The 14,574-nt window shown below is 58.4% G+C and carries 11 protein-coding genes; 9 read left to right on the forward strand and 2 right to left on the reverse strand.

Annotated features, from left to right (window positions below):
- Positions 1–43 precede the first annotated feature (43 nt).
- On the reverse strand, positions 44–1,780 hold the full coding sequence (locus AC2FH2_RS00425; RefSeq protein WP_496822527.1) for a serine protease: 1,737 nt from the start codon (positions 1,778–1,780) through the stop codon (positions 44–46).
- A 204-nt stretch (positions 1,781–1,984) separates the two neighbouring features.
- Between AC2FH2_RS00425 and AC2FH2_RS00430 the strand changes: the two genes are divergently transcribed.
- The gene (locus AC2FH2_RS00430) at positions 1,985–2,914 is read left to right on the forward strand and encodes a glycine--tRNA ligase subunit alpha (RefSeq protein ID WP_142634529.1); all 930 of its coding nucleotides are present in this window, start codon (positions 1,985–1,987) and stop codon (positions 2,912–2,914) included.
- An 8-nt stretch (positions 2,915–2,922) separates the two neighbouring features.
- On the opposite strand, the gene AC2FH2_RS00435 is transcribed toward AC2FH2_RS00430, so the two are convergent.
- On the reverse strand, positions 2,923–3,555 hold the full coding sequence (locus AC2FH2_RS00435) for a MarC family protein (protein ID WP_496822528.1): 633 nt from the start codon (positions 3,553–3,555) through the stop codon (positions 2,923–2,925).
- Positions 3,556–3,647: 92 nt separating this feature from the next.
- On the opposite strand from AC2FH2_RS00435, the gene AC2FH2_RS00440 reads away from it, so the two are divergent.
- The 8 genes from AC2FH2_RS00440 to folP all read left to right on the forward strand — a co-directional run bounded on the left by AC2FH2_RS00440 (position 3,648) and on the right by folP (position 14,544).
- Positions 3,648–4,175, forward strand: a complete 528-nt coding sequence (locus AC2FH2_RS00440) for a DUF6446 family protein (protein WP_271946400.1) — start codon at positions 3,648–3,650, stop codon at positions 4,173–4,175.
- Positions 4,172–5,374: a sodium/glutamate symporter gene (gltS, locus tag AC2FH2_RS00445; RefSeq protein WP_496822529.1), complete on the forward strand. Its 1,203-nt coding sequence runs from the start codon at positions 4,172–4,174 to the stop codon at positions 5,372–5,374. The genes AC2FH2_RS00440 and gltS overlap by 4 nt, the downstream gene beginning before the upstream one ends.
- 9 nt (positions 5,375–5,383) lie before the next feature.
- Positions 5,384–7,657 (forward strand): glycine--tRNA ligase subunit beta, encoded by a 2,274-nt coding sequence (gene glyS / locus AC2FH2_RS00450; RefSeq protein ID WP_496822530.1) that lies wholly within the window; start codon positions 5,384–5,386, stop codon positions 7,655–7,657.
- A 36-nt stretch (positions 7,658–7,693) separates the two neighbouring features.
- Positions 7,694–10,255 (forward strand): putative PEP-binding protein, encoded by a 2,562-nt coding sequence (locus tag AC2FH2_RS00455; RefSeq protein WP_281972295.1) that lies wholly within the window; start codon positions 7,694–7,696, stop codon positions 10,253–10,255.
- A 153-nt stretch (positions 10,256–10,408) separates the two neighbouring features.
- Positions 10,409–11,083, forward strand: a complete 675-nt coding sequence (locus tag AC2FH2_RS00460; protein ID WP_271946407.1) for a cell wall hydrolase — start codon at positions 10,409–10,411, stop codon at positions 11,081–11,083.
- Positions 11,084–11,199: 116 nt separating this feature from the next.
- Positions 11,200–12,528: a multicopper oxidase family protein gene (locus AC2FH2_RS00465; RefSeq protein WP_496822531.1), complete on the forward strand. Its 1,329-nt coding sequence runs from the start codon at positions 11,200–11,202 to the stop codon at positions 12,526–12,528.
- A gap of 100 nt (positions 12,529–12,628) precedes the next feature.
- On the forward strand, positions 12,629–13,549 hold the full coding sequence (locus AC2FH2_RS00470; protein ID WP_496687550.1) for a dihydroneopterin aldolase: 921 nt from the start codon (positions 12,629–12,631) through the stop codon (positions 13,547–13,549).
- Positions 13,546–14,544 (forward strand): dihydropteroate synthase, encoded by a 999-nt coding sequence (gene folP, locus AC2FH2_RS00475; RefSeq protein WP_496693302.1) that lies wholly within the window; start codon positions 13,546–13,548, stop codon positions 14,542–14,544. Before AC2FH2_RS00470 ends, folP begins: the two co-directional genes overlap by 4 nt.
- Positions 14,545–14,574: the final 30 nt, after the last annotated feature.

Consider the following 14,574-nt stretch of genomic DNA (forward strand, 5'->3'; position numbering starts at 1 on the left):
AACGCCGCCCGGATGGGCGGCGTTAATGCGCGATTTTACGAACTCAATCCCAGCATTGTACCAGAACAGTCATCCCATTTGCCCGGCGGCTAAGCTCATTGGGTGAGACCTGCGTGGCGGCGGTGGCGCTGGATTGACCTGCCAGCCCAGCCTTGCTCAGCGCCTTGTTCAGGCTCTCTGTATTGGCAGACAGGCTGACCGAGGCGGGCAGGGTCCGCCCATTCGTCGGCGTCGGCAAAAGCATCCCGACCACCTGACCGTTGCCGTCAAACACGGGGCCTCCTGCATCGCCGGGTTGGGTGGCCAGCGCCAGACGCTTCACGCCATCCTCACCGTTCAGGCCGCGCAGGTCGGCGATCTGCCCATATGACAGCGTCGGACCGCCCAAAACGCCCTGATACGAGAATCCGGAGACCGCAACCTCGGACTGAATCCGCGGCTTGGTGCTGCTGAACTCGGCCACGCTGATCGGGGAAAGGTCGCGGCTTGGCCGCAGAACGGCGATGCCGATATTGGGATCGGTCGAGGCGACCTCAAGCTCGTGCGCGCCGTCCAGCGTGATCCGCGAGCAGCTATCTGCCGCCTCGGTCACGGTCAGGACGGTGCCTTTGGCATCCGCAAAGAACCCCGAGCGTGACAGGCGCGGTTTGCGAACCTGCAGGCCGGATACAAGATCAATGCTTTGCGCAGCGTCCGATCCGGCGGCGGCGTCAAGAACCGCATCAGTGGTGCTAAAGCCCGCTTTCATGGCGGCAAGAACGCGGGTACGGCGCGCCTCGTCCCCTTCGGGCCAGACCAGAGTAAAACCTTTGATCTGACCATCTTTCAGCTTGGCCTCGGTATAGGATACAATGTCATTGCCGCGACCTTCCAGGGTAAAGCTGTCACCGCGCAGCTGGCGAGGGCCTTCAAGCGGAACGATTTCCAGCGACTGCATGACTTCAAAAAGGGCCCGCAGGGTTGCTTTGGTGCCATCCTGACTGATCAGCAGGGCCTGAGCATTCAGGTCGGTCGAGCCGTTGAAATGCACGAAGGGGGCCTCGTAACGGTCGAATGCAACAATACCCAGCGGCATGGCCATCTCAATACCTGCCTGTGGGTCTGTGTAGCGCTGCATTCCGGCGCTGATTAATGGCGCGTTATAGTCATCCATCAAGGCCTTGCGCTGTGCCGTCGTCAAAACCCCGGTCGCCTCGTATCCGTTGAAACTTTGCCAGTCGCCCATCGAGCGACGCGTTCCCTGTCCAAAGGCACCGTCAATCGTCGAGTTGTAGAAACCGGCTGCCTGAAGTGCGGTTTGAAGGCCCATACGCTCCTGCGCGCTCAGCAATCGTTCGCTTTGCAGCGCCTGTGATCTGGTTTCATCGGCAATTTGCGGGGTTGCCTCGGCCACTGGCTGTTCCGGTTCAGGTGCGACCGGCGCTGTCACAACAGCCTGGTCCTGAGTATTCGCACTGACCGGCCAGAACTGCTGCCCCAGTGTGTTCGAGAAGGCGATAAAGCTGTCGGCTGGAATTTGCCCCTCTGCGCGGTACACCCGCAGAACTTGCTCGGCATCGCCGCGCAGATACGGGCCGATCACAATGGCATACCAGCCCGAATTCAGGCGAAATCCATTCACGTCTGGCAACGCGCCAGAATAGGCTTGTGCGCGTTCCTGGGCTTCACGCAGCGAAGGCTGCGCCTCGACCTGGACCCAAACACCTCCGTCTTGCTGAGCAAATGATGCCCGCACGCCGAAAAGGAAAAGAACTGAAATTACCGTTAATATGCGTCTCATTGTGTGCCTGTGTCCGCGGTGTTTTTCTGCGATGAAGAGTACGCGATATGCGGGTTGAAACACCATGCCTGGAATACGGGGAATTTCCAGTTCGGCCGCTCAGTGGCTTCCCGGGCACACTGTCCCGTTGACGCCCCTTGGCCCCTTGCATAGGAAGGGCAAAACCCACCGGAACAGGGCGCAATGGCGTCCAAAGGGAATGTGATGACCGTTAAGTCCAACGCACCTCGCTCTTTTCAGGAGATCATCCTGCGCCTTCAGACCTATTGGGCGTCAAAAGGCTGCGCCATTCTGCAGCCCTATGACATGGAAGTGGGGGCAGGGACATTCCACCCCGCGACTACTTTGCGCGCGTTGGGGTCCAAGTCCTGGGCCGCAGCTTATGTACAGCCCTCGCGCCGCCCAACAGATGGGCGCTATGGCGAGAACCCCAATCGCTTGCAGCACTATTATCAGTATCAGGTGTTGATCAAGCCTAGCCCGCCGGACCTGCAGGCGTTGTATCTGGGCAGCCTTGAGGCAATCGGCATCGACATGGACCTGCATGACATCCGGTTTGTCGAGGATGACTGGGAAAGCCCAACCCTGGGCGCCTGGGGCCTGGGCTGGGAGGTCTGGTGCGACGGCATGGAAGTCAGCCAGTTCACCTATTTTCAACAGGTCGGAGGCCATGACTGCGCGCCGGTTTCAGGTGAATTGACCTATGGGTTGGAGCGGCTGGCGATGTATGTGCTGGGTGTTGATCACGTGATGGACATGCCCTTCAACGATCCGCAGTCACCCAGCCCGCTGACCTATGGTGACATATTCAAACAGACCGAAGAAGAATATGCCCGCTGGAACTTTGACGTGGCCAATACCGACGTGCTGCTCGACCATTTCAAAGAGGCCGAGGCTGAATGTGCCACCATTCTGGCGCAGGATCATGACGATCCCAAGACCGGCAAACGCATCATCATGGCGCATCCGGCCTATGATCAGTGCATCAAGGCGTCGCACATCTTTAACCTGCTGGATGCGCGTGGCGTGATCTCGGTGACGGAACGGCAGGCCTATATCGGACGCGTGCGCGCCTTGGCCAAGCAATGCGCCGACGCCTTCGTCCAGACCGAAGCCGCCGGGTACGAGGTCTGATGCGGCAGTTACGCCAAACCGGGAAGCAGAACTTTAAGTCCGTCCGCGATCATGCTGATTGCGATGGCAGACAGGATCATACCCATAAAGCGGCTCATGATCACCCGAGCGTTGTCCGAAAGCCGCTTGGACAGCGCCGCGGCGTTCCAGAATGTGACGAACAGCAAAAACAGCACTGCCAGAAAAACGCCCGCATAGAGTATGACGTCCATAGGTTTGGACATTTGATGTGCATAGAGGATCAACGTCGTGATTGTGCCAGGCCCAACGAGGATAGGAAAGGCCAACGGGTAAAAGGCGACGGTGTCGGCCTCGGGATAAGATTTCTTTTCGCCTTCGGTTCCGTGATGCGCCGTGCTCTCGGTGCCGCTCAGCATGTTCAGGCCGATCATCAGGACAATAAGACCGCCCGCAACGCGCAGATCATTGACGCTGATGCCGAACAGTCCCAATGTCTTGCTGCCAATGGCTGCAAAAGCACCGCCCAGGATCAGACAGTAGGTGACGGTTTTCACCGCAACCTTGCGTTGATCTGCGGGGGTCAGACCATCAGTCACGCTCAGAAAAACGGGCAAGTTGGTGATCGGGTTCATGATCGCAAAAAGCGCGCCGAAAAAACCTGCGGCGAGAGTCGTGTCCATTTTCATTACCCTAATGTCAGCCTGTATCAGGTTGGAAACTGGCCCATTTTCGACCTCAATGAAAGAGGCCACGTGAATAGGATGCTCGAACGATGACCGGAAAACTACTTGCTATTCTCCTTCTTGGGTCGGCTGTTCTGGCTGGTGGGGCCATGTACTATCTGCAAGTTTACGGCTTTTATTATGAAGTGGTCTCAAAGCCGGGACAGGATGTCCGTTTGCTAGCAATCGGCGCAGATGAGCCCGAGACCATCGCCTATACGGACTTTCAGGCGATTGATGCGGACAGCTCTCCGATTCGATACCGCGCCTGCTTTGAAACTGACCTGACGCCAGCAGATCTGGCTGGTTATCAGACCGCCAATGACCCCGAACCGTTGACGGCGCCCGGATGGTTTGAGTGCTACGATGCCATAATGATTGCCAACGCGTTGCAGACCGGTCAGGCGCAGGCCTTTATCGGGGCTAAGAATATACACTTTGGCGTGGACCGGATCGTCGCTGTAACCCAGGATGGAAAAGGCTATGTTTGGCACGCGCTGAACAACTGCGGGGAAAAGGCCTATGACGGCACGGTCGTCGGAGAGGAATGCCCGCAGCAACCGGAAACGGGGCAATGACTTATCTCATCCCGGATATGATCGCCGCCACGTTGGGTCTGGCTGTCTATCTTTTGGGGGCGGAGTTGAACACGCAGGTGAAACTGCTTCAGCGCTTCAACATACCCGAACCGGTCAGCGGCGGGTTGGTCGCAGCGCTGGTGATGTTGGGATTATACCTGGCCACAGGCATCTCATTCGATTTTGAGATGGCCACGCGGGATTACATGCTGGTGCTGTTTTTTGCGGCAATCGGCCTGAATGCCCGGTTCCTGGATCTGCTTACCGGCGGCAAACCTCTGTTCTTGCTGTTGGTTCTGACACTGATCACCATCATCATGCAAAACGGCATTGGTGCGGTCGGGGCGGTTGCATTTGGCTTTCCTGCCCAGTCCGGAGTGTTATTCGGATCAGCTGCACTGATCGGCGGGCATGGAACCGCCATCGCGTGGGCGCCGGACGTTGGTGCCGTAACTGGGTTGGAAGGCGCGACCGAGTTGGGGGTCGCAGTGGCGACATTGGGCCTGGTGTTGGCCGCGGTGGTTGGTGGTCCCGTGGCCAAGTATCTTGTCGAACGCTATAATCTGACCCCCGACCGCCCCAACGAAGAACTGACAGTTGGTGTCGCAACCGAAGAACAGCGTTATCCCGATATTACGCCGCTTGGTCTGATGCGGGTCATGCTGTACCTCCATCTTGCCATTATCGTTGGCTACGGTGTGAATGTTCTGATCGCAGAGGCCGGCCTGAAACTTCCCCTGTTTGTACCTTGTCTGATCATTGCCATTTTGATCGGCAACCTGCGCAGTTGGTTGCGGCCAAATGCAGTTCCCGTCAGCCGCACATCCGCGCTTGGGCTGGTTTCAGAGCTTGCGTTGGGTACCTTTCTGGCCATGTCGCTGATGAGCCTGCAGTTGTGGACGATTGCGGAGCTTGGTGTGACCATTTTGGTCGTACTGGCGGCACAAACCGCCTTTACGGTCATCTTCGTTATCTACGTGTTGTTTCCGGTGATGGGGTCGGGATATCGCGCCGCGGTTCTGGCCGCAGGCTTCGGTGGGTTTGCGCTGGGCGCGACCCCCACCGCCATCGCCAATATGACCGCCGTAACCAAGCAATATGGCCCGTCCCCTATTGCCTTTATCGTACTGCCCCTTGTATCCGCATTCTTTGTGGATATCGCCAATGCCATCGTCATCCAGACGATCGTCAATTTCTAAGGACTGACTATGCCCGACCTGCTGATCGAACTGTTTTCCGAGGAAATCCCTGCACGCATGCAAACCCGTGCCGGTGAAGACCTGAAAAAGCGGATCACCGATGGTCTGGTCGAGGCCGGTCTGACCTATGCCGGGGCCGCCTCTCTGACCACGCCCCGCCGCCTGACGCTGGCGGTCGAAGGCTTGCTAGCCGAAAGCCCGTCCATCCGCGAAGAACGCAAGGGTCCGAAAGTGGGCGCGCCGGATCAGGCCATTGAAGGCTTCCTGCGCGGCGCCGGTGTAACCCGTGACCAGTTGGAAGAGCGCGAAACGCCCAAAGGCGCGGTGTATTTCGCGATGATCGAAAAGCCCGGGCGACCGGCGACTGATATCGTAGCCGAAGTGCTTGAGGCGACCATCCGTAATTTCCCCTGGCCCAAGTCGATGCGCTGGGGAAGTGGGTCGATGCGCTGGGTACGTCCGCTGCATTCGATCCTGTGCATCCTCAGCGATGAGGCAGGCGCGCAGGTCGTACCGCTCGAGGTTGAAGGGATCAAATCCGGCGACACGACCGAGGGCCACCGTTTCATGGCCCCGAACCGGTTTTCTGTCTCGTCCTTCGAGGATTACGCCGCCAAGCTGAAACGCGCCTTTGTTGTGCTGTCACCCGAGGAACGCGCCGAACACATCTGGAACGACGCGCAGAACATGGCCTTTGCCGCCGGTCTGGAAGTGGTCGACGACAAGGGTCTGCTGGCCGAAGTTGCCGGTCTGGTCGAATGGCCCGTGGTGCTGATGGGGCAGATCGACGAGGAATTCCTGGAACTGCCGCCTGAGGTGCTGCAGACCTCGATGAAGGAACACCAGAAGTTCTTTTCCGTAAAGAACCCAAGGACAGGCCGGATCGAACGCTTCATCACCGTCGCCAACCGCGAGACCGCCGATAATGGGGCGACCATTCTGGCGGGGAACCAAAAGGTGCTGTCGGCCCGTCTGGCGGATGCCAAGTTCTTTTGGGAGAACGACCTGCGCATCGCCAAATCGGACATCGCCCAATGGACCCGCGCGTTGGAGAATGTGACCTTCCACAACAAGCTGGGCACGCAGGCGGAACGGATCAATCGTATTGCCGCGCTGGCGCGCGAGTTGGCACCGATCGCAGGTGCCGAACCGGCAGTGGCCGAGAAAGCCGCGCGTCTGGCCAAAGCCGACTTGAGCTCGGAAATGGTCTATGAATTCCCCGAACTTCAGGGGCTTATGGGTCGGTATTATATTGAGGCCGCAGGCGAAGACGCCGCAGTGGCCGCCGTGGCGCAAGAGCATTATTCGCCACTGGGCCCGTCGGATGACGTACCAACCGCACCGCTGTCGGTGACCGTGGCGCTGGCCGATAAGCTGGACACGCTGACCGGGTTCTGGGCGATTGATGAGAAGCCGACCGGGTCGAAAGACCCCTTTGCCCTGCGTCGTGCGGCGTTGGGGGTTATTCGGTTGGTTTTGGATAGTGAGGTGACACTGAAATTAGGTGAATTAATCACCTCAACTTTGCTCGAACGTGCTCGCCAAAAAAATTGGGCTGAAGGGCAGGAGCACGAGCAACGAGTGCTTGAGATTGCAGACGAACTAAATTTGAACCCACTTTCGTTAGCTAAAGCGGTTGATAAGGAACGCCGCAACCCTTCGACCGCTTCTGGTATGATTAAGAAAGCCATCGAAAAGATTAACCCGTTGCAAGCCACCGTTGAGGCTCTTGGGTTGCCTAAAGTCTGGGACGATACTGACAACCTCCTCTCCTTCTTCCACGATCGCCTCAAGGTCTTCCTCCGCGACGAGGGCATCCGTCACGACATCATCGACGCCTGTATAGCGATGGACGGCAATGACGACCTCAACCTGCTGGTCAAACGTGCCCGCGCGCTGAACGCGGTGATTGCGACCGAAGATGGTGAAAACCTCGTGCAGGGGTTCAAGCGGGCCAACAACATCCTGACTCAGGCCGAGGAAAAGGATGGGGTCGAGTACTCCTATGGGGCGGATGTGAAGTTTGCCGAAACAGAAAGCGAGAAAGCGCTGTTTGCAGCATTGGATCAGGCTCAGGCACAGATCGACACAGCGCTGGCGTCCGAGGATTTCCCGGCCGCGATGACGGCCATGGCCGCGCTGCGCGGGCCGGTGGATGCGTTCTTTGAGGATGTGCAGGTCAATACCGACAATGACATCCTGCGCCGCAACCGTCTGAACCTGCTCAGCCAGATCAGGAAGGTCTGTTCCAGCGTGGCCGATCTGGCCCGAATCGAAGGTTAACGCTCTTGCGCCACGGGCGCAGGGGCCTATGCTGCGGTGAAACCAAAAGGTGCCGCAGTGCAGAATAACCCGCATACCACTCTGATCACAGCCGAAGCGCCCGTAGCGGCGAATACTCATGGCGGGCGCGCGAAATGCCTGCAGCGCCTGGTTCGGCTGGATTTTCCCGTACCACGAACGGTTGCATTGTCCTTTGATGCAGTGCAGCGGATCGCCGGCGGGCAGGTGCCCGACATTGCGGCCATTCTCGAACAGTTCGACGAGGCGGCGTTGCTGTGTGTTCGCCCAAGCTCCGAGGATCCCGATTGGGGCGGGCCGGGGGCAATCCTCAACATCGGTATGAATGATGCGCGCTATGTGGACCTGTCAGACGAGATGGGGAACGAGGCCGCGGCTGCACTGTCGCTGCGCTTTGTTCAAAGCTATGCCATTCATGTGGCGCGTCTGGATGCGGATGTGTTTGACGACATCGAGGCCGATGGGCTGGAAGGTCTGCGCCAGTCGTTGCGGGCCTATGAGGATGAAACCGACGAGCCTTTCCCACAGGATCGTGGTGAGCAGCTGGTTGCGGTTCTGCGATCGATGGCGCGGGCCTGGGATGGAACCTCAGCCCGGCTGTTACGCCAGGCAAAAGGTGCGCCAGCGGATGCAGGTCTGGGCCTGGTCATTCAGGAGATGGTCCCGGGTGTGGGGCAGGGCGAATGCGGGTCCGGCGTTCTGCAACTGATTGATCCGACAACAGGGCTGCAGCAGATAACCGGTCGTTACCTCAGCCAAAGCCAGGGTCGCGATGCGTTGGGCGAGGGGGTCGCTGCGCTGTATCTGGAAAAGGATCCGCGTGGTAAGTCGCTTGAGGAAGTTGCGCCCAAGGCATTCGCGGAACTCAAGGCACATGCTGCAATCATGCGCGAAAAGCTGCGTGAGGAAATGCAGGTCGAATTCGTCATCGAAAATGGGCACGTTCACATTCTGGACGGTGTGCGCGTGCAGCGCAGTGCCCGTGCTGCCATGCGGATTGCCGTTCGGTTGGCCGAGGATGGCATCATTCCTCAGCAAGAGGCGGTGATGCGGGTCGATCCGCATTCTCTGAACGAGTTGCTGCACCGGCAGGTTCACCCCGACGCGCGCCGTGATGTGCTGACCACAGGCATTGCAGCCAGTCCAGGGGCGGCAACCGGAAAGCTTGTGTTTACTGCGGCCGAGGCGCAGGCCAGTGCCGCGCGGGGCGAGCCCTGTATTCTGGTGCGCCGAGAGACGTCCCCGGAAGATGTCCGGGGAATGCACGCCGCAGTGGCTGTTCTGACCGAAAAGGGTGGGATGACCAGCCATGCGGCCGTGATCGGTCGCGGCTTGGGCCTGCCTTGCATCGTTGGCGCCTCTGAAATGCGGTTTCAGACCAAAGAGAAGATGTTGACAGCCCAGGATGGCCGCGTTTTCAAAACGGGCGACAAGCTGACGATAGACGGAACTTCGGGGCAGGTTCTGGCGGGGCAACCCGCGATGCTTGAGGCGGCGCTAGACGATTGTTTTCAGACGCTTATGAGCTGGGCAGACGCCGAACGTGATATTGAGATCCGCGCCAATGCCGATACGCCTGCGGATGCGCAGACCGCTCGGAACTTTTCGGCACAAGGGATCGGCCTGTGCCGGACGGAACATATGTTCTTTGATCCCGGCCGCCTGATCGTGATGCGCGAAATGATCTTTGCTCAAACCTCTTCCGGTCGTGCGGCGGTTCTGGAACGTCTGCTTCCGATGCAACGCGCAGATTTCGTGCAACTCTTTCGAATTATGGAAGGTCAACCGGTCTGTATCCGCCTGTTCGACCCGCCGTTGCATGAGTTCCTGCCCACGACTCGCAGTGGCCAGCGTGAATTGGCAGAGGCACTTGATCTGCCGGTTTCGGATGTGGAACGCCGTGTCGCCGAGATGACCGAATATAATCCGATGTTGGGATTGCGCGGCGTCAGGCTGGGCATCACGGTGCCGGAAATCTATGATATGCAGGCCCGGGCAATCTTTGAGGCGACGCTTGAGGCCAGCAAAGAGGGCGCTCTGGTGGTCCCCGAGGTGATGATACCGCTGGTTTCGGCCAAGCGCGAGGTTGAGCTTGTCAAATCTCGGATAGACACGGTTGCGGCGTCGGTAGCCGCTGAACGAGGGCAAGAGTTCGAATATCGGCTGGGGGTCATGGTGGAAACGCCGCGTGCCTGCCTGCGGGCGGACGAAATCGCTCCACAAACTGCGTTCCTTAGCTTCGGCACCAATGATTTGACCCAAATGACCTATGGATTGTCTCGTGATGACGCTGGTCGTTTCATGTCTGCTTATGTGCGTCAGGGTGTTTTCGCCGAGGATCCGTTCCACGTGCTAGATCCCGATGGTGTAGGGGAATTGCTGAAGCTGGGGTCTGAACGCGGACGCCGGGTTCAGCCGGACGTGACCCTGTCGGTCTGTGGCGAACATGGCGGAAACCCCGAATCAATCGCAATTTGTCGGGATTTGGGGTTCGACTATGTGTCATGTTCACCCTTCCGGGTACCTGTCGCTCGGCTGGCTGCCGCTCAACTGGCGATTTCGTCCAGACTTGGGGGTTGACAGTAACTGCCGACCCAAGGATTAGTGTGAAAAGAAGGTAGCCGTCGTCAACTTATTTTGACGTTACGGCGATTTTCCACTTGCATCTTCTTCTGATCTGGACGTTTCCGATTCAATTCGGTATGAGCCTCATCGCGCCCGCCGGGGGAGGGTATGGCGCAGAATGTGCCTGTGCGAGGTTATCTGATGCTAAGATATATTCTGGCTGTTGCCGTTATGGCGACAACCATGCTGCCTAGTGTGTCCTTCGCTGAGAGGGAAGCAACCGATACTGCGAAACGTGAGCTGGTCGCCCGTAGCGAACTGCCCGGTCAGAATTTTCGCGATTATCTGAATTTGTTCAAGCCCCGACAGGAGCCTGAGCCGAAAGAAGTGTCCTACTCCAAGAGCTGGTTGGACGAGCAACCCACCGCCACCGGAGGCGAACAATTCAAGTGCCTGGCCGAGGCGTTGTACTTTGAAGCGCGCGGCGAAGGCGTGCGCGGACAGTTTGCTGTGGCGGAGGTTATCCTCAACCGTGTTGCCAGCAGCCGCTTTCCCGACACGCTGTGTGGTGTGATCAATCAGGGCACAGGTAAGAAATACCAGTGCCAGTTCACCTATACCTGTGACGGTCAAGAGGAAGTGATCCGTGAAAAGAAGGCCTATGAGCGTGTAGCGAAAGTCGCGCGTACAGCCATCGACGGGGCTGCCAAAAAGCTCACCGAAGGGGCTACGCATTATCACACGACCGCAGTGCGCCCGTCTTGGGCCAAGGTCTACAAGGAAACCGCGCGTATCGGTGTCCATATTTTCTACCGTCACAACTATCAGACGGCGAGTAACTGATTGACGCACCCGCGCTGGAACCCTACTGGCGCGGGACGAAAATCGGTTTAGATTGCGGGTCCAGGAGGCCCGTATTGGTGTTATCACGCAGACAGATTTTGCAATCCGGTACAGCAATGTTGCTGTTGCCCAAGGCAGTGCATGCCGCAATAGATGATTTGGTTGCCCAGATCGTCTCCCGACAGCTGGCCCCTGACGGGTACCCCGAGACCTCGGTTTGGTCCTTTGGTGGAAATGTGCCCGGTTCAGAAATTCGCCTGCGCAAAGGGCAAAGCGTCCGGCGCAGATTGGTAAACGATTTACCCCAACCCGCTACGATCCACTGGCATGGCATTCGGATTGTCAATGCAATGGACGGAGTCCCGGGTCTGACGCAGGACGCTGTTCAGCCTGGCCACAGTTTTACCTATGACTTTGTGGTCCCGGATGCGGGAACATATTGGTATCATGCCCATAACCGATCCATGGAGCAGGTTGCGCGTGGCCTCTACGGCCCATTGATTGTCGAAGAAGATAATCTGCCTGATGTGGATCAGGATTTGACCCTTGTCCTGGACGACTGGCGATTGACCCCGGAAACCGGGCAGATCGTAGAAGATTTTGATAACCAGCACGACCTCAGCCACGCCGGGCGTTTGGGCAATCTCGTCACAGTTAATGGCCAGTTTGATCCAGAATATGCAGTGGCGCGCGGCGCGCGCCTGAGGCTGCGGCTGATCAATGCGGCAAATGCCAGGATATTCGATCTGGGGCTGGTTGGTCTGACAGGTTGGATCGTCGCTTTGGATGGAATGCCTCTGGTTGACCCTTTGCCGGTTTCCGGGAACGTCCCGCTTGCACCTGCTCAGCGGATGGATCTGATCGTGGATGTGCAAAGTGATGAGGGTCAGATTGCCGGGCTTGTAAGTCAAGAACGCGGTGACAGCTTCGGTCTGGTTCGGCTTGCGGTGGCCGGTCAGGCGGCGGCAAACAGGACTGGAATCCGCCCTTTGCCAGCAAATGAGATGCCTAAGGTTCGGCTGGACGACGCACCGATCCATCGCATGACGCTGCAAGGCGGGGCCATGCGCTGGCTGGATTCCGCCAATATGGGCGAGACCGAACTATCAGGCCGTGAATTGGCCCAACTCGGGAGGTTTTGGGCATTGAATGGCTATTCTGATCGACCGGATGAGCCGTTTCTGGATGCACGATTGGGAAGTGCTCATCAGATTGAGTTTGTCAATGAAACGGCGTTTCCCCACGCTATGCACCTGCATGGGCACCATTTCCGCATCATCCTGGATGACGGCACGCTGGGCCCCTGGCGCGACACGATACTGATAGGGCGGGGTCAGACCCGTAAAATCGCGCTGATTGCTGACAATCCAGGCGACTGGTTGTTACACTGCCATATGCTGGGTCATTCCGCATCCGGAATGATGAGCTGGTTTCGCGTCAGCTGACGCCGCATTCGAAGACTGGAATGGCGTTTGCTGCGATGTTATAGGGCCTGCAATGTGTAATTAGGGCCGATACGTCCACCAAGCCCAAAGGGTCAATCGCATGAGTTCTGAAATCCGTCTTGCCTTTGCGCACCCGTCCGAGCGGTCCGAGGCGACTGCCACGCGGGGACCTCTGGATCGCATCTCTCTGCGTGACCATATTGTCGAGGTCGAGATCGGCGCCTTTCAGGCCGAGCGTGGAACGACGCAACGCATTTGCTTTAATATCGTTGTCGAGGTGCGCCCGCTGACCGATCCTATTGACGATGATGTTGATCGCATCCTGTCCTATGATCGTGTGACCGAGGCCATCGGCTTTGAGCTGTCGGCCGAGCGGTTGAACCTGCTGGAAACTCTGGCGGACCGGATTGCCGAGAGAATTCTGCTTGAACCTCAGGCTGTAAGAGCCTTTGTCAGAATAGAAAAGCTGGATCGTGGCCCCGGCGCTTTGGGCGTTGAGATCGTGCGCGGTAAAGATGCAACTCACCACGAGCTGGTCGAGGAAGAGCGTCCGCACCCGCGTTTGGCCTTCCTGTCAAACGAAGCAATCGCGTCGGACAATCTGACCGGCTGGATTGACCAGTTGGAAAACCGGAAACGCCCCCTGATCCTCTGCGTCGGGGCGGCGGATATGGCCGTTTCGCAAACCGGTCACGCGATGACTCAGCGCCGGATCGACCTGCTGGCCATTGAACAGAACGCCTGGGTACTGGCCGCGCGCGACCTGCGCTGCGTTGTCGTTTCCACCCGGACCGAGTTGGATTGGGCCATGAAGAACGGGCAGATTTGCGTCTGGGCGCCGTCCAAGATCGTGCTTGATGCAGTGGACGGCCCGTCGGCTGCGCCCTCGGATGCGGTCGCTCTGGCGGCGTGGTTTGCCGCGACATTCGAAGCGAGCGAGCTGATGGTATTCGGAGGCGCCTTGCCGGACTCACCCCAGACTCCGCTGCGCGCTGTGCCGGTGGATCAGGCGAATCTGTGACTGCTTACTACCGACCCTTGGTTCAGCATGGTGAGGCGCGCCCTGAAGGGGCGGTGACCTTAGCCGGTCAGACGCTGTGGTTCACCCATGTCGAACGCCTCAGCCGGACTGAAGCCGCGTGCATCATCCCGGCTGCGCAGGTTCCCGGCGATGTGCTGGATCGGCTGACACGTCCACGGGCCGCTATTTCTGGCGTTGCGATGGATCGGCCCCAGATCATGGGCATCCTCAATGCCACGCCGGACAGTTTCTCGGATGGCGGGGTGCATAACTCGGTCGAGGCGGCACAGGCTGCGGCGCGGGACATGGTCGCGCAGGACGCCAGTATTCTTGATATCGGAGGCGAGTCGACACGCCCCGGCGCAAGTTTTGTTCCTGAAGACGAGGAAATCGCCCGTACCGAACCGCTGATCAAAGCGATCAGATCGGCCACCGATGCGCTGATTTCCATAGACACCCGCAAAGCCGCCGTCGCCAAAGCCGCCTGGAAAGCCGGGGCAGGGCTGATCAATGACGTCTCGGGCTTTACCTTCGACCCGGACCTTGCGCCGTTCTGTGCCCAGGTTGGGGCCCCTGTCTGCGTGATGCACATGCAGGGCGATCCCGGTTCGATGCAGGACGACCCGACTTACGACAGTGTTTTGCTGGATGTTTATGACTTCCTACATGGGCAGGTTGGTTTTCTTGAAGACCTCGGCATGAGCCGGGACCAGATCATTATCGACCCGGGCATAGGATTTGGCAAAACCGAAAAGCACAATCTTATCCTTCTGCAGAATCTCAGCCTGTTTCACTGTTTGGGGTGTCCGATCCTGCTGGGCGTATCCCGAAAGGGGTTTATCGGGCAGATAGGCAAAGAGCCCCGCAAAGACGCGCGTGCGCCGGGATCCATCGCCGTGGGGCTGGCCGGATTGGCACAGGGTGTGCAGATCCTGCGTGTTCATGACGTCGCTGAAACCGCTCAGGCCTTGCGTCTATGGGCCGCCGTCCGGTAATCCGGTCGCAAGCAAGAATTTACGGAGAGA

This window comes from Ruegeria sp. YTSA105 (genome assembly GCF_059610225.1).

What these genes read in the sequence shown, in the direction of transcription:
- gltS (WP_496822529.1), top strand. Translation starts at nt 4,172, where the DNA reads ATGACTTATCTCATCCCGGATATGATCGCCGCCACGTTGGGTCTGGCT.
- glyS (WP_496822530.1), top strand. Translation starts at nt 5,384, where the DNA reads ATGCCCGACCTGCTGATCGAACTGTTTTCCGAGGAAATCCCTGCACGC.
- AC2FH2_RS00460 (WP_271946407.1), top strand. Translation starts at nt 10,409, where the DNA reads ATGGCGCAGAATGTGCCTGTGCGAGGTTATCTGATGCTAAGATATATT.
- AC2FH2_RS00465 (WP_496822531.1), top strand. Translation starts at nt 11,200, where the DNA reads ATGTTGCTGTTGCCCAAGGCAGTGCATGCCGCAATAGATGATTTGGTT.
- AC2FH2_RS00440 (WP_271946400.1), top strand. Translation starts at nt 3,648, where the DNA reads ATGACCGGAAAACTACTTGCTATTCTCCTTCTTGGGTCGGCTGTTCTG.
- AC2FH2_RS00435 (WP_496822528.1), bottom strand. Translation starts at nt 3,555, where the DNA reads ATGGACACGACTCTCGCCGCAGGTTTTTTCGGCGCGCTTTTTGCGATC.
- AC2FH2_RS00425 (WP_496822527.1), bottom strand. Translation starts at nt 1,780, where the DNA reads ATGAGACGCATATTAACGGTAATTTCAGTTCTTTTCCTTTTCGGCGTG.
- AC2FH2_RS00430 (WP_142634529.1), top strand. Translation starts at nt 1,985, where the DNA reads ATGACCGTTAAGTCCAACGCACCTCGCTCTTTTCAGGAGATCATCCTG.
- AC2FH2_RS00470 (WP_496687550.1), top strand. Translation starts at nt 12,629, where the DNA reads ATGAGTTCTGAAATCCGTCTTGCCTTTGCGCACCCGTCCGAGCGGTCC.